The sequence below is a fragment of the Aeromonas sp. genome, from assembly GCF_051657805.1.
In the GTDB taxonomy this organism is placed as follows: Bacteria; Pseudomonadota; Gammaproteobacteria; order Enterobacterales; family Aeromonadaceae; genus Aeromonas.
On sequence record NZ_JBOFLJ010000010.1, the window covers coordinates 465,350 to 483,471 of the forward strand.

8 protein-coding genes are annotated in these 18,122 nt (G+C 60.7%); 7 read left to right on the forward strand and 1 reads right to left on the reverse strand.

The window, feature by feature from the left end; genetic code table 11:
* Positions 1–11 precede the first annotated feature (11 nt).
* A complete protein-coding gene (gltB, locus tag ACRCYW_RS04810; protein WP_438549010.1) occupies positions 12–4,469 on the reverse strand; it encodes a glutamate synthase large subunit in 4,458 nt (1,485 codons plus the stop codon).
* 611 nt (positions 4,470–5,080) lie between these two features.
* Between gltB and ACRCYW_RS04815 the strand changes: the two genes are divergently transcribed.
* The 7 genes from ACRCYW_RS04815 to ACRCYW_RS04845 form a co-directional block, all read left to right on the forward strand.
* Complete coding sequence (locus tag ACRCYW_RS04815; RefSeq protein WP_438549011.1) at positions 5,081–6,025, forward strand: TIGR01212 family radical SAM protein; 945 nt, start codon at positions 5,081–5,083, stop codon at positions 6,023–6,025.
* 359 nt (positions 6,026–6,384) lie between these two features.
* A complete protein-coding gene (locus ACRCYW_RS04820; protein WP_438549012.1) occupies positions 6,385–8,529 on the forward strand; it encodes a type I secretion system permease/ATPase in 2,145 nt (714 codons plus the stop codon).
* Positions 8,522–9,937, forward strand: a complete 1,416-nt coding sequence (locus ACRCYW_RS04825) for an HlyD family type I secretion periplasmic adaptor subunit (protein WP_438549013.1) — start codon at positions 8,522–8,524, stop codon at positions 9,935–9,937. The genes ACRCYW_RS04820 and ACRCYW_RS04825 overlap by 8 nt, the downstream gene beginning before the upstream one ends.
* Positions 9,938–9,973: 36 nt before the next feature.
* Positions 9,974–11,305 carry a TolC family outer membrane protein gene (locus ACRCYW_RS04830; protein WP_438549014.1) on the forward strand — a complete coding sequence of 444 codons (1,332 nt, stop codon included), beginning with the start codon at positions 9,974–9,976 and terminating at the stop codon, positions 11,303–11,305.
* A gap of 147 nt (positions 11,306–11,452) precedes the next feature.
* Complete coding sequence (locus ACRCYW_RS04835) at positions 11,453–12,172, forward strand: transglutaminase-like cysteine peptidase (RefSeq protein ID WP_438549032.1); 720 nt, start codon at positions 11,453–11,455, stop codon at positions 12,170–12,172.
* A gap of 3 nt (positions 12,173–12,175) precedes the next feature.
* Complete coding sequence (locus tag ACRCYW_RS04840; protein ID WP_438549015.1) at positions 12,176–14,101, forward strand: EAL domain-containing protein; 1,926 nt, start codon at positions 12,176–12,178, stop codon at positions 14,099–14,101.
* Between the two features lie 266 nt (positions 14,102–14,367).
* On the forward strand, positions 14,368–18,122 hold a 3,755-nt coding region (locus tag ACRCYW_RS04845; protein WP_438549016.1), incomplete at its 3' end, for a retention module-containing protein.

An 18,122-nucleotide genomic window follows, 5' to 3' on the forward strand; every position in this document is an offset into this window, starting at 1 on the left:
GGGTTCCCTCCTTATTGCGCCTGGATTCTGAGTTCTGCACTGGAACGGCTGGTGTGGCCCAAGAGGGACTTGACGTCGCTGGACTTGGGTTTGATCAGCCTGAACTTGGGCACATAGGAGTCGAAGTTGGCCAGGATCTCCTCGGCGCGCGAGCTGCCTGTCTCGTTGAGGTGCGCCGTGATGATGCCGCGCAGATGTTCCTGATGGATGGCCAAATCCGCCACGTCCAGCAGTTCCACCAGCTCGGGGTTGGTGCGCTTGGCAAAGTTGCCGCACTCGTCCAGCACGTAGGCGAAACCGCCCGTCATGCCGGCCGCGAAGTTGACACCCGTCTTGCCGAGTATGGTGACGATGCCGCCTGTCATGTATTCACAGCCGTTGTCACCGATCCCCTCGACCACCGCCAGGGCACCGGAGTTGCGCACCGCGAAGCGCTCGCCGGCAGTCCCCGCCGCGTAGAGCTTGCCGCCGGTGGCGCCATAGAGGCAGGTGTTGCCTATGATGGCCGCCTCGTGGGACTTGAACGCCACGCCGACGTGGGGTTTGACCACCAGCTTGCCGCCCGTCATCCCCTTACCCACGTAGTCGTTGGCATCCCCGGTCAGTATCATCTCGAGGCCACCGGCGTTCCAGACGCCGAAGCTCTGGCCGGCGGTACCGTTGAAGTGCACCCGCACCGGATCCGTCGCCATGCCCTGGTTGCCGTAGCGTTTGACGATCTCGCCGGACAGGCGCGCTCCCACGGAGCGGTCCGTGTTGCGGATGTCGTAGCGGAACTCGCCGCCGCTCAGGCTCTCGACCGCGCCGAGCAGGTCCTCCACCATCTTGAGGTTCAGGGGACCCTTGTCGAAGGTTGGGTTGTGCTGCTGGCTGAACAGGCTGGAGCCTGCCGGTGCCACCGGGCTCGCCAGCACGCCAGACAGATCCAGCTTGGACTGACGGGCGGTGAGGCCGGGCAGGGCCTCGAGCAGGTCGGTGCGGCCGATGAGGTCGGTGAGCTGGGCGACACCCAATTCTGCCATCAGCTCGCGGGTCTCCTCGGCGATGAACTGGAAGTAGTTCATCACCATCTCCGGCAGGCCGGTAAAGTGCTCGCGACGCAGCTTCTCATCCTGGGTGGCGACGCCGGTGGCGCAGTTGTTCAGGTGGCAGATCCGCAGGTATTTGCAGCCCAGCGCCACCATGGGGCCGGTGCCGAAGCCGAAGCTCTCGGCGCCGAGGATGGCCGCCTTGATGATGTCCAGACCGGTCTTGAGGCCGCCGTCTACCTGCAGGCGCACCTTGTGGCGCAGGCCGTTGGCGACCAGGGCCTGCTGGGTCTCGGCAAGCCCCAGCTCCCAGGGGGAGCCGGCGTATTTGACCGAGGTCAGCGGGCTCGCACCCGTGCCGCCGTCGTAACCGGAGACGGTGATGAAGTCCGCATAGGCCTTGGCCACGCCGCAGGCGATGGTGCCGACGCCAGGCTCTGACACCAGCTTGACCGACACCAGGCAGTCCGGGTTGATCTGCTTGATGTCGAAGATGAGCTGGGCCAGATCCTCGATGGAGTAGATGTCGTGGTGGGGCGGGGGCGAGATCAGGGTCACGCCTGGCACGGAGTAGCGCAGCTTGGCGATCTGGGCTGTCACCTTGTCACCGGGCAGCTGACCCCCTTCGCCGGGCTTGGCACCCTGGGCGACTTTGATCTGCACCACGTCCGCGTTCATCAGGTAGTGGGGGGTGACGCCAAAGCGCCCCGACGCCACCTGCTTGATGCGGGAGTTCTTCTCGGTACCGAAGCGCTTGGGATCCTCGCCACCTTCGCCGGAGTTGCTCTGACCGCCCAAACGGTTCATGGCGATGGCGAGTGCCTCATGAGCCTCGGGCCCGAGGGCGCCGATGGACATGGCGGCGGAGTCGAAACGCGGGAACATCTTGGCCGCCGGCTCCACCGCGTCCAGGGCGATGGGGGTCGTGCCCTTCTTCAGGGACAAGAGGTCGCGCAGGGTCGCCACCGGGCGCTCGTTGACGAGGCGTGCGTACTCCTTGTAATCGGCGTAGTTGCCGGAGCGCACCGCCACTTGCAGGGTCTGAACCACGTCCGGGTTGTAGGTGTGGTACTCGCCGCCGTGGACGAACTTGAGCAGACCGCCCTGGGTCAGCGGCTTGCGACCGAGCCAGGCCTGGCGGGTCAGGTTGACCTGATCCTGCTGGATGTCGGCAAAGTCTGCGCCCTGGATGCGGCTCGACACGCCGCGGAAGCAGAGCTCCACCACGGCCTTGGAGAGGCCGATGGCTTCGAACAACTGGGAGCAGCGATAGCTCGCCACCGTGCTGATGCCCATCTTGGACATCACCTTGTAGAGGCCCTTGTTGATGCCGTTGCGGTAGTTGAGCATGGCCTGGCGTAGGCTCATCTTGAGCACGCCTTCTTCTACCTGCTTGGCGAGGGTCTCGTAGGCGAGATAGGGGTAGATGGCGGTCGCGCCAAAGCCCAGCAGCACGGCAAACTGGTGCGGGTCGCGCACGCTGGCGGTTTCCACCAGGATGTTAGCGTCACAGCGCAGGTTGTTGTCCACCAGGGTGCGCTGCACCGCCCCCACCGCCATGGCGGCCGGGATGGGCAGGGTGTCCGGGCTGATGTCTCTGTCCGACAGCACCAGCAGCACGGTGCCGCTGCGGGCTGCGATCTTGGCCTCTTCGCAGAGGCGCTCGAGGGCCGCCTGCAGTCCCTCTTCGGGCAGGTAGTTGAGGCCCAGTACCGCATGGCGATAGTGTTCCCCTTCCAGGGCCAGCAGCTGGTGGAAGTCGGAGTAGAGCAGGATCGGCGACTGGAACAGCACCCGGTGGGCGTGACCGAAGGTCTCGTTGAACACGTTCTGCTCACGACCGATACAGGTGGCCAGCGACATGACGTGATTTTCCCGCAGGGGATCGATGGGCGGGTTGGTCACCTGGGCGAACATCTGGCGGAAGTAGTCGTACAGGGTGCGCTGGCTGGAGGAGAGCACCGCCATGGGGGTGTCATCCCCCATGGAGCCGACTGCCTCCTGGCCGTTCTCGCCGAGCACGCGGATCACCTGATCCAGCTCTTCAAAGGAGTAGCCAAACAGCTTCTGATAGGTCTTGAGGCGATCGTCCGGGAACTCGCGGGCACCGGTACTGGCGTCGTCCATCTGCTCGAACGGCACCAGCCGCTTGCAGTGCTTGTCCATCCACTGCTTGTAGGTATGGCGGCTCTTGAGATCATCGTCGATCTCGAAGCTGGTCCAGATCTTGCCATTGCTGGTATCCACCACGAACAGCTCGCCCGGGCCGACTCGGCCCTTCTCCAGCACCTCGTCCGGGGTGTAATCCCAGGTGCCCACTTCGGAGGCCAGGGTAATGAACTTGTCCTTGGTGATGACATAGCGGGCCGGGCGCAGGCCGTTACGGTCCAGCGCGCAGGTGGCGTAGCGGCCGTCGGTCATGACGATGCCGGCCGGGCCGTCCCAGGGCTCCATGTGCATGGAGTTGAAGTCGTAGAAGGCGCGCAGGTCGTCATCCATGTTCGGGTGCTTCTGCCATGCAGGCGGGATCAAGAGGCGCATGGCGCGGAAGAGATCCATGCCACCGGCGAGGAAGAGATCCAGCATGTTGTCCAGGCTGGAGGAGTCGGAACCCGTGGTGTTGACGAAGGGGGCGGCTTCCTGCAAGTCCGGGATGAGCGGGGTGGCGAACTTGTAGCTGCGCGCCTTGGCCCACTGGCGGTTGCCGGCGATGGTGTTGATCTCGCCGTTGTGGGCCAGATAGCGGAACGGCTGAGCCAGTGGCCAGCGCGGGCTGGTGTTGGTGGAGAAGCGCTGGTGGAACACGCAGATGGCCGCCTGCATGCGAATGTCGGCGAGATCCAGATAGAAGCGCGGCAGATCCACCGGCATGCACAGTCCTTTATAGACGGTGACCAGGTTGGAGAGGCTGACTACGTAGAAATAGTCGTCGCTGATGCGCTTCTCGATGCGGCGGCGCACTATATAGAGGCGGCGCTCGAGATCCTTGTCGACCCAGCCGGGGGGCGCGTTGACAAAGACCTGTTCGATGCTGGGCAGTGAGGCCTTGGCGATGGGACCGAGTACATTGGTATCGATGGGCACCTTGCGCCAACCGACCAGACTCAAGGTTTCCCGCTCCAGCTCCTCGTCTATGATGTCGCGAGTGGCCTGGGCCAATACGGGGTCCGGGTTCAAGAACAGCATGCCGACCGCATAGTTGCGGCCAAGGTGCCATCCCTTCTCCTCGGCGACAGCGCGATAGAAGCTGTCCGGTTTTTGCAGCAGCAGGCCGCAGCCGTCGCCGGTCTTGCCATCGGCGGAGATGCCGCCGCGGTGCTGCATGCGAGCCAAGGCTGACATCGCGAGACGGACAAGCTTGTGGCTGGCTTCCCCTTCCATGTGGGCCAACAGGCCGAAGCCACAGTTATCCCTCTCCAGCTTTGGATCATATAGTGACATTGCATTTCTCCCTTGCTCGGCCTTCCATCGCACTGTCATCAACTGACTGCATAAATTGCGATTGGCTCTTGTGGTTCCGTCCGCCTGAGGTGGCGAATCTCCAAACTAATGGGAATTTTGGGCAAGGTCAATTGGACATCCCTGCTGTTTGCAATGTTACATCGTCATAACAAAATGTGGGCTTAAGGGGGTTTAAAGGCGATTTGGTATACGTAAATCTGGTTTTATTCTTATTCGTGGTGTTTTGTTTCGATAATGATGGGTTTGGTGGTTGACTGCATCGTGCCGGCGCCCTGTAGTAATCTTACCAATTCACCCTCCGGAGGGCGGGCAGGGATCACATTTCAGGATCCTGTGCCTTGCATTTGTAAATTGACAGGCTATCTAGAAATTATTCATTGTTAACAATTGCTTATGGCTCATATCTGCTGATGGTCGTTCGCCTCATGGTGATGAGGATGGTTTCCAAAGGTAACCCAAATACAGAGTTGGTGGGTATTTATTCGACTAAATGTGAATATTTATATGATTTGTGTCGCGGAGTGGCTTGATCCAGCTCAGCGCCCCCAAGGGTCATCGCCCTTACAATGGCGCCTCATCACGGAGGCGTCATGCAGCTACACGAACTCATCAATACATTCGGCCAGGATCTCAAGCAGCGTCACGGCCAGAAGATCCACAAACTCTCCATTCATGGCGCCTTTACCTGCCCGAACCGGGACGGCACCCTGGGCCGTGGCGGCTGCACCTTCTGCAACGTCTCCTCTTTTGCCGACGAGTCGGCCCAGCAGCTCTCGGTGGTGCAGCAACTGCTGGCCCGGCGGGACGAGGTGACCCGCGCCAAGTGCTACCTCGCCTATTTTCAGGCCTATACCAGCACCTATGCCGAGGTGGAGTACCTGCAGCGCATGTATGAGGAGGCGTTGTCGGTGAGCGACATGGTGGGGCTCTGCGTCGGCACTCGCCCCGACTGCGTGCCGGATGCGGTGCTGGATCTGCTGGCCGGCTATCAGGCCCGCGGCTACGAGGTGTGGCTGGAGCTCGGGCTGCAGAGCGCCAACGACAAGACGCTGCAGCGGATCAACCGGGGCCACGGCTACGCCGCTTACGAAGATGCGGTACGCCGCGCTCACCAAAGAAGCATTAAGACGTGCGCTCACCTCATCGTCGGTCTGCCGGGGGAGGCGGCCATGGACAGCCTGGAGACCCTGCATCGCATCGTCGATACCGGGGTGGAGGGGATAAAGCTGCATCCGCTGCACGTGGTGGAGGGGAGCACCCTCGGCAAGGCCTGGCAGGCGGGGCGCCTCGCGGTACCGACCCTGGCGGAATATGTGGAGGCGGCGGTGGCCATGATCCAGCACACCCCGCCCGAGGTGGTGTATCACCGGATCTCCGCATCGGCCCGCCGTCCGACCCTGCTGGCACCGGCCTGGTGCGAGAATCGCTGGACCGCCATGGCCGATATCGCCAGTGAACTGGCTCGTTCAGGCCCCCAGGGTGCTCGCCTCGGCCGACCCTTCTCCCTCGCCGGTCTTAATGAGTTGTCACTCTGATTTCATCAAAAAAACAGGGGGTTATTAGAAGAAATTCAGTCTTTGCGGTATAGTTTCATTCAAGTCGCCTTGGTACTATGGTCGGCTTGAAAAATATATTGTTATCAATAAGCTTGTAGTGTTTACGAATCGTGCAGGGCATCCTGAAGTCAAGGTCGCCGTCTCACTCCGTACCTCACCGATCGCGTCGATGCGATCCCATGACGGGGGAGTCAGGCAGTTTCATGGAATATCCTGTCACCGTGCGCTAATCAGGTTGTCAGTCATGGGATCCGTGCGCTGTGATTTTTGCCGATCCCCGCCGCTTCGGGTGGCGACTCTCCCGCGACAACCGTTCGGATCATATTTAACGGGATGCTATGCAAGCAGAAACTAGCCGTATTGATGAGCTACTGGAATGCCTGGTCTTCTTGACCCGCTTTTATGGCGTACCCAACAGCCAGGATGCCCTGACCACCGGCTTGCCGCTGGTATCCGGTCGCCTGAGCACAGCACTCTTCAGCCGCGCCGCCGAGCGGGGCGGGCTCTCCGCCCGTGAGGTGATCCAGCCGCTCGAGGGGATTTCCTCCCTGCTGTTGCCCTGCGTGCTGCAGACCCGCAATGGTGGCGCCTGCATCCTGCTGGAGTGGAATGAAGACAGAAGCCAGGGCAAGGTCATCTTCCCCCAGGCCGGCGATGCGGCTCAGTGGGTCAGCGTTGCCCAGCTCGGGGACGAATACAATGGCCGCTGTTTCTTCGTCAAGAAGCAGTTCAAGTTCGACGAGCGCTCCCCCAAGGTGCTGGAGACCCGCGACGGTCACTGGTTCTGGAGCACGCTGTTCGAGTCCCGTGGTATCTATCGGGACGTGCTGATCGCCTCCATCCTCATCAACCTGTTTGCGGTGGCCAGCCCCCTGTTCACCATGAACGTCTATGACAAGATAGTGCCGAACCTGGCCTTCGACTCCCTCTGGGTGTTGGCGGTCGGCGCCATGGTGGTGTTCACCTTCGATTTCGTGATGCGTCAGCTGCGCAGCTACTTCATCGACATAGCGGGCAAGAAGTCTGACGTGCTGTTGTCGGCCAAGATCTTCGCCAAGGTGATGGGCATGAAGATGGAGTCCCGTCCCGCCTCGACCGGCGCCTTTGCCAAGCATCTGCAGGAGTTTGAATCGGTGCGTGAGTTCTTCACCTCGGCCACCGTCTCCACCCTGATCGATCTGCCGTTCGCTATCTTCTTCCTGTTCATCATTTGGATCTTCGCCGGCGTCATGGTGGTGGTGCCCATCGTCGCCATCCTGATCCTGGTCGCCTACAGCTTCTATATTCAGGAGCCCCTCAAGCAGTCCATCGAGGAGGGGTCCCGCCTCGCGTCCCAGAAGAACGCGAACCTCATCGAGAGCATCTCCGGCCTCGAGACCGTGAAGATCTTCGGCGCCGAGAGCCTGTTCCAGCACCGCTGGGAGCAGGCTGTGTCCCACATTTCCACCTGGGGCGTGCAGACCCGTCGCATCACCAACTCCATGTCGTCTCTGGCAAGCTACATCCAGCAGGTGGTGACAGTCGGTCTCGTCATCGTCGGGGTCTACCAGATCTCGGAAGGGCTGGTGACCATGGGGGGCATGATTGCCGCCGTCATGCTGTCGAGCCGCGCCATCGCCCCCATGGTGCAACTCTCCGTGCTCTCCACTCGCTATAACCAGGCCAAGTCTGCCCTCGAGATCCTCGAGAAGATCATGATGACTCCGGGGGAACAGGAGGAGGGCAAGCAGTACATCCACCATCCCGTGATCCAGGGTCGTATCGAGTTCGAGAACGTCTCCTTCAAGTACCCGGGCATGGAGAGCAGCACCCTGCACAACATCTCCCTGCGCATCGAACCCGGCGAGAAGGTGGCTATCATAGGTCGGATCGGCGCGGGCAAGACCACGCTGGAGAAGCTGCTGATGGGTCTCTATCGCCCGACCGATGGCTCAGTCAGGCTAGACGGCTTTGAACTCGATCAGCTGCCGCCGGCGGCCATTCGCCGCAACATCGGCTGTGTCCCCCAGGATGTGACCCTCTTCTTCGGTTCGGTGCGCGACAACATCATGCTCGGCAACCCGCTGGTGGATGATGCCCGTGTGCTGCGCGCCGCCAAGCGCGCCGGGGTGACCAACTTCACCAACCGGGATCCCAACGGGCTGGACAGACAAATAGGTGAGGGGGGGCGTCAGCTCTCCGGTGGCCAGCGTCAGGCCATCTTGTTGGCTCGCGCCCTGCTCAACGATCCCCCCATTCTGGTGATGGACGAGCCGACCTCCAACATGGACAACCAGTCCGAGATGCTGGTGAAGCAGGAGCTGGCCCGGCTCGGGCCCGAGACCACCCTCATCCTGATCACCCACAAGACCTCCATGCTGGACGTGGCCTCCCGCGTGATCGTCGTGGAGCAGGGCCAGATAGTGGCAGACGGCCCCAAAGAGGTGGTATTGCAGCAATTGAAGGAAGGCAAGGTTCGCGTGCAGGAGACGGCCAATGGCTAACAACTGGTTCAAGAAAACGGAGCCCGACACTGTCCTGCCATCCCCGGATCAGCTGGAGTTCGTGGACGACGGCGCCGCCGCCGTCCTGCTGAGCACGCCGACCCGTGCCAGGGTCCTGCTGTGGGCCTGTTTCCTGTTCTTCATGAGCGCCATCGTCTGGGCAGCCTGGGCGAAGCTCGATGAAGTCACCGTCGGCCAGGGCAAGGTGATCCCGTCTCGCCAGCTGCAGGTGATCCAGAACCTGGAGGGGGGGATCGTCAAGGAGATCTTCGTCAAGGAAGGGGACATCGTCGAGAAAGGAGAACCCTTGCTGCGCATCGACGATACCCGCTTCAAGTCTGACTTTCGGGAGCGTGAGCAGGAGTTGGTGACCCTCAAGGGGGATATCGCCCGTCTGCGTGCCGAGATCAAGAGCGTGGTGGTCAAGAATGAACCCAATCTGGGCTGGCGCGAGCAGGTGGTCATCGACAAGCAGCCCATCGTCTTCCCAGACGGCTACGAGAACGTGTTCGCCGAGTATGCGAACCGGGAGAAATCGGTTCAGAACGATCGCCTCAACAACCTGCAGAACCAGCTCTATATCCTCGGCCAGCAGATAGAGCAGAAAGAGCAGGAGACCATAGAGCTCAATGCCAAGATCCGCACCGTGAGCCGCAGCGTCGATCTGGCACGCCAGGAGCTCAATATCAGCCGCCCTCTCGCAAAAGAGGGTATAGTGCCTCAGGTGGAGCTCATCAAGCTGGAGCGGCAGGTGAACGAGATGCAAGGGGAGCTGGAGGCCAATCGGCTGCTGATCCCCAAGTTGAACTCGGTGCTGCGTGAAACCATCTCCAAGCGAAATGACATCGCCCTGAAATTCCGGGCCGACTCCCAAACCGAGCTCAACGAGCGCCAGGGCAAGCTGGGCCAGCTCTCCGAAGGACAGGTCGGGTTGCGTGACAGGGTCGATCGGACCAGCGTCATCGCCCCCCTCAAAGGCACCATCAAGAAGCTCAAGATCAATACCCTGGGAGGCGTCGTGCAGCCTGGGATGGATCTGATGGAAATCGTACCGCTGGAAGACACCCTGCTGGTGGAGGCCAAGGTCTCTCCCAAGGACATCGCCTTCCTGCGCCCGGGACTCGAAGCCGTGGTCAAGATAACGGCATATGACTTCACTGTTTATGGAGGTTTACATGGCAAGGTTGAACAGATAAGCGCTGACTCCATCCAGGACGAGGAGGGCAACTCCTTCTACCTGGTGCGGGTCCGTACCGAGAAGAGTTATCTGGGCGATGAGCTTAACGCACTTCCCATCATCCCCGGTATGTTAGCCAGTGCAGATATCATTACTGGTAAAAAAAGTGTCCTAGACTACTTGCTAAAGCCGATCTTGAGGGCTAAGCAGTCGGCACTGAGAGAACGATAAAGCCAACAATCTAATAACAACATGACTGGAGATACCATGAAGAAGACGATTGTTGCCATGCTGGTCAGTGGCGCAGTGCTGTTCCCTGGCCTTGGCCAGGCTCAAACGCTGGAACAGTCAGTGGCACAGTCACTGGCTACCCATCCGAAAATCAAGGAAGCTTTTGACCTCTATCAGGCACGACAGTACCAGCATGATGGAGCCAAGGGCGGTTACTATCCCACCATCGACCTGCGTGGCGGTGTCGGCTATGAGAAGACTGACAGCCCCTCGACTCGTGCCGCCGGCGCGAACTCGCAGACCATCGATGACTCCATGACCCGTAAAGAGGCCGGGATCAGTCTGCGCCAGATGCTGTTCGACGGCTTCGACGTCAGCAGCAACGTGGCGCGTACCGATGCCGCCGCCGAGGCCCAGCGTCTGGCCATGATCTCCGAGGCGGAGAACACTGCGCTGCGCGTCGCCGAGGTGTATCTCAACATGCTGCGCCAACAGGAGATCCTGGAGCTGTCCAAGCAGAACCTGGAGACTCACGAGCAGATCCGCAGCGACATCCAGAAGCGGACCGATTCCGGTCTGGGGTCGACCGCGGACCAGACCCAGATCGACGGTCGTGTGGCCCGCGCTTACTCAAACCAGGCCGCGGCCGAGAACAACTATCGGGATGCCGAGAGTGAGTTCATCCGTGTCGTGAACGAGGTACCCAAGGATCTGGTTCAGCCCACGCCTAACAGCCAGCTGCTCCCGGCGACCCTTGAGGATGCGCTGAAGACGGCGACCGAGGTACACCCGACCCTGCTCTCCTCCCTGCAGGACATCGAGGAAGCCAAGTACCAGCATGAAGGCTCCAAGTCCGGCTTCTATCCGAACGTGGCCTTCGAGGTGGATCAGAACTGGAACGAGGATATCGATGCGGTCAAGGGCCGTAACGACGATCTGACCGCCATGGTCCGGATGCGTTACAACCTGTTCCGCGGCGGCTCCGATCTGGCGGAAAGCAAGGCCACCTCGGCGCTCTATTCCCAGGCGAAAGACATTCACCTGAATGCCTTCCGTCAGGTGGAAGAGGGCACCCGTCTGGCCTGGAACGCCAAAGAGTCGCTGGCCAAGCAGAAGGTCTTCCTCAAAGAGCACGTGGACGCGAGCTACGACACCGTGCAGGCGTACAAGAAGCAGTTCGGTCTGGGCCAACGGACCTTGCTGGACGTCTTGAACACGGAGAACGAACTGTTTGAGGCGCGTCGCAGCTACATCACGGCCGAGTATGACTCCCTGCTGGCGGATTATCGGATCCTCAATGCCACCGGTGGTCTGCTCAACGCCATGAACGTGCAGCAGCCCGCCGAGTGGCAGGCCAACAACAACTGATGTCCACTCCGTTGACATGAGTTCAGACAAAGCAATGGCTGCAGCTCGCTGCAGTCATTCTTTTATGTTGTTGTCTCACAGGAAGTTTTTGATGAAATGCCGCAGGGGAAGAATGTGACGTCGTGGTACCAAGCAAGCCGCAACGGAATGACCGGGTGGAGAGGGTTCACATGCCCCTCTCTGCGCGGGTCGCGTTCGATGTTGTGGCTGTGCCTGCTCGTTTTTCCCCTGCTGCTCAATGCCAGTCAACCTCTCTCATCGGCAGATCTCAAGCTGGTCAAACGAGCGGAAGAGACTTATGGGGTGAGGGCGGGCAAGCGGGTGACCGGTTGGCGCACTCTGGCCATGCAGAATCGGGATGCGGGTCTGTCGGATCGGCAAAAACTGGAGAAGGTGAACCAGTTCTTCAACCAGATGCGGTTTATCGATGACATCAAGCTGTGGCACAAGAAAGATTACTGGGCGACCCCGCTGGAGTTTTTGGGGGCCGCCGGCGGAGATTGTGAAGACTTCAGCATTTCCAAGTATTTTACGCTGCTGGAACTTGGCATTCCGGATGAAAAAATGCGAATGGTATATGTCAAGGCATTGGATTATAACCAGTTTCATATGGTCGTTGCTTATTATGAGACGCCCGCCTCTGTGCCATTGATCCTGGACAATCTGGTCGGTGCCATTCGCCCGGCCAGCCAACGGGCGGATCTGCTGCCAATTTATAGCTTTAACGGTAGTCACTTGTGGTTGATGAAGGCGCGTGGTCAAGGGGAATTGACCGGACAGTCGTCACGCTTGGGATTATGGAATGATTTACGCAATCGCATGACTTCGGGGCGATTGGCTCGGCCAGTGCTGAATTTGGATGATTAACCTATGACGCTCTACAGACAATTATTGGCAACCATGTTGCTCCTGTTCGGATTGCTGTTTGCCGCCACCTATTGGGTGCAGTTCAATTCGACTCGCAACTATCTGGCACAGCAACAGGAAACCACGGTGATCAACACTGCCACCTCCCTGGGGCTGGCGTTGACGCCTTATCTGGAGAATGGCGACAAGGTCAGCGCCGAGTCCGTCATCAAGGCCGTGTTCGACGGCGGTTATTATCAGTTGGTGCGTCTGGACTTGCTGGCCTCCAAGGATGTGATCGAGCTGGAGAACAGCAACAACATTCAGGGTGTGCCCCAGTGGTTCATGGGGTTGGGGCTGTTTCCCGAGGTATCCAACGAATCGATTCTGACCTCGGGCTGGTTGCAGCTGGGCAAATTGAAGGTAGTGGGCCACCCCGGCCAGGCCTATTACGAACTCTGGGAAGGGATGAGCAGGCTGGCCAGCTGGTTCCTGATCGGCTTCCTGCTGACCACCATCTTGCTGATGCGGGCCCTGAACTACCTGCTCAAGCCCCTCAAGCTCATCTGCGATCAGGCCGTCGAGATTGAACTGCATCACTTCGGACATGCCATCCCTGAGCCCAAGACCCGCGAGTTGAAGCAGGTGGTACAGGCCATCAACATCCTGTCCAGCAAGTTGGCAGTGCAGTTCAAGGAGCAGGCTGACGAGGCGGAAAACCTGCGGGCGCGGGTCTATGTGGATGCCGTCTCCGGTCTTGGCAACCGCTCCTACTTCGTCGGTCAGGTCAATGCCTGGATTGCCGAGGCGGGGCAGGGCGGCGTCATGTTGGTTGCCGTCGACATGCTGGATGATCTCTATCGGGAAGAAGGGTTTGCCGCCCGGGACAACATGGTCAAATCCATCGCCCAGGTGCTCAAGGAGCTGCTCAATGGCTGGGACGGCGCCGCCCTGGCCCGGATCTCGGCCACGGAATATGCGCTGCTCTGCCCGACCGACGATCTCTCCCGCCTCAAGGAGCTGGCCGAGATCATCAACAGCCGTATCGCGGATCTGGTCGTCAACCCCATGGGCGAGGGGCGTGCGCTCTCCGTCATCGGGATCGCCGGTCGCGATGGCAACGAGGATCTTTCCGCCCTGCTGACCAAGGCGGACAACGCCCTTGGCAAGGCGCGCAACGAGCGCCGTGGCGCCGTGGTGATGGAAGGGGGCACCGAACAAGGGCTGATGGGACGTCTGGCCTGGCGCGACCTGGTTCAGGATGCCATCAACAGAAGCCTGTGGCGCTTCAAGGCGCAGCCCGCCTGCCGCTTTGATGATGGCACCCGGCTGCATGCCGAATTGTTTGCCTCCATCTCGCGGGATGGCACCGATTACTTTGCCGGCCAATTCCTGCCCGCCATCGAGCAGTTCAAGATGGGGCCCGAGTTCGATCAGGCCGTGCTGGATGCCAGCGTCCCGCTGTTCCAGCAGCAGGCCGATCTGGTGCTGGCCGTCAACATCACGGCGGGCTCGCTCTGTTCAGATGAATTCCTGGTCTGGTTGCGGGGCTATCTTGGCCAGCACGGGGATCTGAAAGAGAAGCTGCTGTTTGAAATTCCCGAGGCGGCCATCATGAAGCACAAGGATCAGGTCGCTGCCCTAGTCAAGGTGTTGCAGGAGCATGGCTTCCAGTGGGGTGTCGATCACTATGGTCGCCACTTCCAGTCCCTCGGTTATCTGGAAGAGTTGGCCCCCTCCTACGTCAAGGTGGATCACGGTTACACCAGCCAGATCATGGAGCCCGGTGCGGATACCTCCTTCCTGGCGGCGGTCTGCCGGGCGGCGCACAACGCCGGGGTCACCACCATCGCCACGCGGGTGGAAGATGAACAGCAGGTGGAGATGCTGGCCAAGTTGCACATCGACGGCTATCAGGGCTTCGTCCATCCGGCGTTCCCGCTCTCCTGAACGACCTCAACATGAAAAAGGGCCCCGATGTGGGCCCTTTTTTATATCCATTTTGAATAAGCCTGCGTTTTTTTAACGCCATCTCAGCGAATGAACCAAAACATGAATTGTTAATGTATTGATTTTTTGATGTAAAAAAATACTGTTCGATTCGCTGCATCGGAAGGGGCCGGGCAGATTCAAATCAGTACATTTTTGCAACGGAATCCGGCAGGGAGGAAATCTAAGGTGTATGCATCAAGATTTGTCACCCTGGAGCAATGGATATGCGTACCCAAATCATCGACAAGACAGTCGTCGTCTCATCCGTGGAAGGCAATGTTCAGATCCTGCTGGCCGATGGCAGCAGCCGTCCTCTCCAGCCGGGGGAGATATTGCAGCCAGGGGCCAAACTCAACATCGCCGACGATGCCAAGCTGATGCTGGCTCCCTATGATGACAGCCCCAATGTCGCGCCAGATGCCCCCGCTCCGGCGGATGCCCCGGCTCAGGGCGATCCTTCCTCATCGGCCGAGAACAAGGATGTCTCCCCGGAAATCGCCGCGCTGCAAAAATCCATACTGGAAGGGGTCGATCCGACCAAGAACTTCGAGGCGGCGGCGGCGGGCGGCGCGCCTGCAGCGGGTGGTGGCGGTGGGATTGGCGGTGTGGCCGGCGCCAGTGGTAATGGCGGTTTTGTCGTCATCGACCGTACCGGTGATGCAACCATAGCCACCGCAGGTTTCGATACCAGCCATGATGCGCTCGCAGGGCAAAACCCGCTGCAGGAGGACGACCTTCTGCCAGATAATGAGCTCGACGATCTGGACGAGGCCGCGGTCACGCTGGAAGATCAGTCCGTCAGCGGTGATCTGCTGGCCAACAGCACCAACTCGGACGGCCCCTTCGGGGTGTCCATCCTCACCTACAGCTGGGGCAACAACATCGGCGTACCAGCTGGGGTTGCAAGCACCTTGGATGGGATCGGCACGCTGATCATCAATGCCGATGGCACCTATACCTATACCCCGGCCCTCAACTATACGGGACCGGTTCCCCCCGCCGATTACATCGTCACGGACGGTGCCGACACCAATCTTTCGACTCTCATCATCACTATCACCCCGGTGGATGAAGGTGTCTCCCTCGGTGGCTTGCAAGTGGAAGGCGGTGAGCTGCTCCTCAATGAAGCCGCACTGGCCGACGGCAGTGCGCCGGATGCCCCCTCCCTGACCAAGGGGGGGACCTTCACCTTCAATGCGGAGGATGGCGTTCAGAGTCTGACCCTGGGTGGGGTGACGCTCATCAGTAATGGCCAGATCATCGCCAGCTTCCCGCAGACGATCCCAAGCCCCCTGGGTAATCAGTTACTGGTGACCGGTATCAGTTACAACCCGGTGACCGGGGCCGGCAGCGTGACCTACAGCTATACCCTGAGCGACAACGAAACCCACACCCAGCCTGCCAATGACACCGCCCTGACCGAAAGCTTCGGCGTCGTGCTGACGGACAGCGATGGCGACAGCACCAGTGCCAGCCTGGATGTGGTGATACTGGACGATGTCCCCAGCGTGCGTCTGCTCCCGGGCTCTGGCGAGCTGGGGGTGATGAGCGTGGATGAGAGCCTGCCGCAGCTGGGCGGTGCCGACAACGACGGCATCGCCAGCGCCACGCTGGCGGCTTCCGTGGTGCAGGCCCAGTTCAGCCATGCCTTCGGCGCCGATGGGGCCGGTAGCATCGGCTACAGCCTGGTCCTCAATGGCAGCAATGTGGCGAGCGGCCTCTATGCCGTGGATCCCTCGGCTCCCAATGGGCAGGGCGCACAGATCCTGCTCAATCAGGTGGGTAACGTCATCACCGGCAGTGCCAACGGGGTGAGCTATTTCACCCTGACCATAGATCCCGTCAGCGGCGCCGTGACCCTGACCCTGCTGGACAACGTCTGGCAAGGGGATACCAGCAGCAACGATGACAGCGTCAGTCTGACCCTGGGCAGCGGTGTCTTGACCCTGGTACAGACGGTGACCGATGCCGATGGTGACAGTGCCAAGGCCAGCCTGGATCTGGGGGCCAGCGGCATGTTCCGCTTCGAGGACGATGGCCCGGCCTCTGGTCTGGCGCCCGAATTCCAGCGCCCGGGATTCGTCACTGTGGATGAGAGTCTGCCTGCCTTGGGCGGAGCAGGAAACGATGGCATTGCCAGTGCGACGCTGACGGGCGCGGCCGTACAGTCCCAGTTCATCCATGGTTTCGGTGCCGATGGCGCCGGCAGCATCGCCTACAGCCTGGTTCTCAATGGCAATGATGTGGCGAGCGGTATCTATGCCGTGGATCCCTCGGCTCCCAATGGGCAGGGGGCGCAGATCCTGCTCAATCAGGTGGGCAACGTCATCACCGGCAGTGCCAACGGGGTGGACTACTTTACCCTGACCATAGATCCCGTCAGCGGTGCCGTGACCCTGGCCCTGCTGGACAACGTCTGGCACGGCGACACCGGCAATCATGATGACAGCGTCAGTCTGACGCTGGAGGGCGGGGCCTTGACCCTGGTTCAGACCGTGACCGATGCCGATGGCGACAGCGCCAAGGCCAGCCTGGATCTGGGGGTCAACGGCACCTTCCGCTTCGAGGACGACGGCCCGACCGTCTGTCTGGTTGAGGAGGCGCCCAGCCTGGGTTCGGTGAAGGTGGATGAAAGCCTGCCGGCTCTGGGCGGTGCATACGGTGATGGGGTCGTGAGCGCGACGCTGGCGGCTGCCCTGGTGCAGGCACAATTCAGCCATGCCTTTGGGGCCGATGGTGCCGGCAGCGTCGGCTACAGCCTGGCGTTGAGTGGCAGCAATGTGGCAAGCGGCCTCTATGCCGTGGATCCCTCGGCTATCAACGGTCAGGGGGCACAGATCCTGCTGAGCCAGTCTGGTAACGTCATCACCGGCAGTGCCAACGGGGTGGACTACTTCACCCTGACCATAGATCCCGCCAGCGGTGCCGTGACCCTGACCCTGCTGGACAATGTCTGGCACGGCAATACCAGCAATCCCGATGACAGCGTCAGTTTGACCCTCAAGAGTGACATCCTGACCCTGGTGCAGACGGTGACCGATGCCGATGGTGACAGCGTCAAGGCCAGCGTGGACCTGGGGGCCGGTGGCGTGTTCCGCTTCGAGGATGATGGCCCGACCGTCTGCCTGACAGAAGGGGCCCCGCGCCTGTTGGCAACCGTGGATGAAAGCCTGCCAGCCCTGGGCGGTGCATACGGCGATGGGATTGCCAGTGCGACGCTGGCGGCGGCGACAGTACAAGCTCAGTTCAGCCACGCTTTTGGTGCCGATGGTGCCGGCAGCATCGGCTACCACCTGGCCCTCAGTGGCAGCGATGTGGCGAGCGGCCTCTATGCCGTGGATCCCTCGGCGCCCAACGGCCAGGGGGCACAGATCCTGTTGAACCAGTCTGGCAACGTCATCACCGGCAGCGCCAACGGGGTGGATTACTTCACTCTGACCCTGGATCCGGCCAGCGGCGCCGTGACCCTGACCCTGCTGGACAATGTCTGGCACGGCAATACCAGCAATCCCGATGACAGTGTCAGCCTGATCCTCAAGAGTGACATCCTGACCCTGGTGCAGACCGTGACCGACGCCGATGGCGACAGCGCCAAGGCCAGTCTGGATCTGGGGGCCGGTGGCGTGTTCCGCTTCGAGGATGATGGCCCTATTGCCAATAACGACAGCAACCCGACCGCAGCGACCGAGAACAACCTGGTGCTCAGCGGCAATGTCATCACCAACGACGTGCAGGGGGCGGACGGCGCGGCGGTGACAGCCGCCAACCTGAGCGGCACCTATGGCAGCCTGGTGCTCAATGCCAACGGTACCTATACCTACACCCTCAACCCGAACGATACGGACTTCAAGGCGCTGACCGGGGGCGGGAGTGGCAGCGAAGTGTTCACCTACACCCTGACCGATGCGGACGGTGACGTGAGCACGGCGACCCTGACCCTGACCATCAAGAACGATGACGACGGGGTGACCATCACCAA

What these genes read in the sequence shown, in the direction of transcription:
- gltB (WP_438549010.1), bottom strand. Translation starts at nt 4,469, where the DNA reads ATGTCACTATATGATCCAAAGCTGGAGAGGGATAACTGTGGCTTCGGC.
- ACRCYW_RS04815 (WP_438549011.1), top strand. Translation starts at nt 5,081, where the DNA reads ATGCAGCTACACGAACTCATCAATACATTCGGCCAGGATCTCAAGCAG.
- ACRCYW_RS04820 (WP_438549012.1), top strand. Translation starts at nt 6,385, where the DNA reads ATGCAAGCAGAAACTAGCCGTATTGATGAGCTACTGGAATGCCTGGTC.
- ACRCYW_RS04825 (WP_438549013.1), top strand. Translation starts at nt 8,522, where the DNA reads ATGGCTAACAACTGGTTCAAGAAAACGGAGCCCGACACTGTCCTGCCA.
- ACRCYW_RS04830 (WP_438549014.1), top strand. Translation starts at nt 9,974, where the DNA reads ATGAAGAAGACGATTGTTGCCATGCTGGTCAGTGGCGCAGTGCTGTTC.
- ACRCYW_RS04835 (WP_438549032.1), top strand. Translation starts at nt 11,453, where the DNA reads ATGACCGGGTGGAGAGGGTTCACATGCCCCTCTCTGCGCGGGTCGCGT.
- ACRCYW_RS04840 (WP_438549015.1), top strand. Translation starts at nt 12,176, where the DNA reads ATGACGCTCTACAGACAATTATTGGCAACCATGTTGCTCCTGTTCGGA.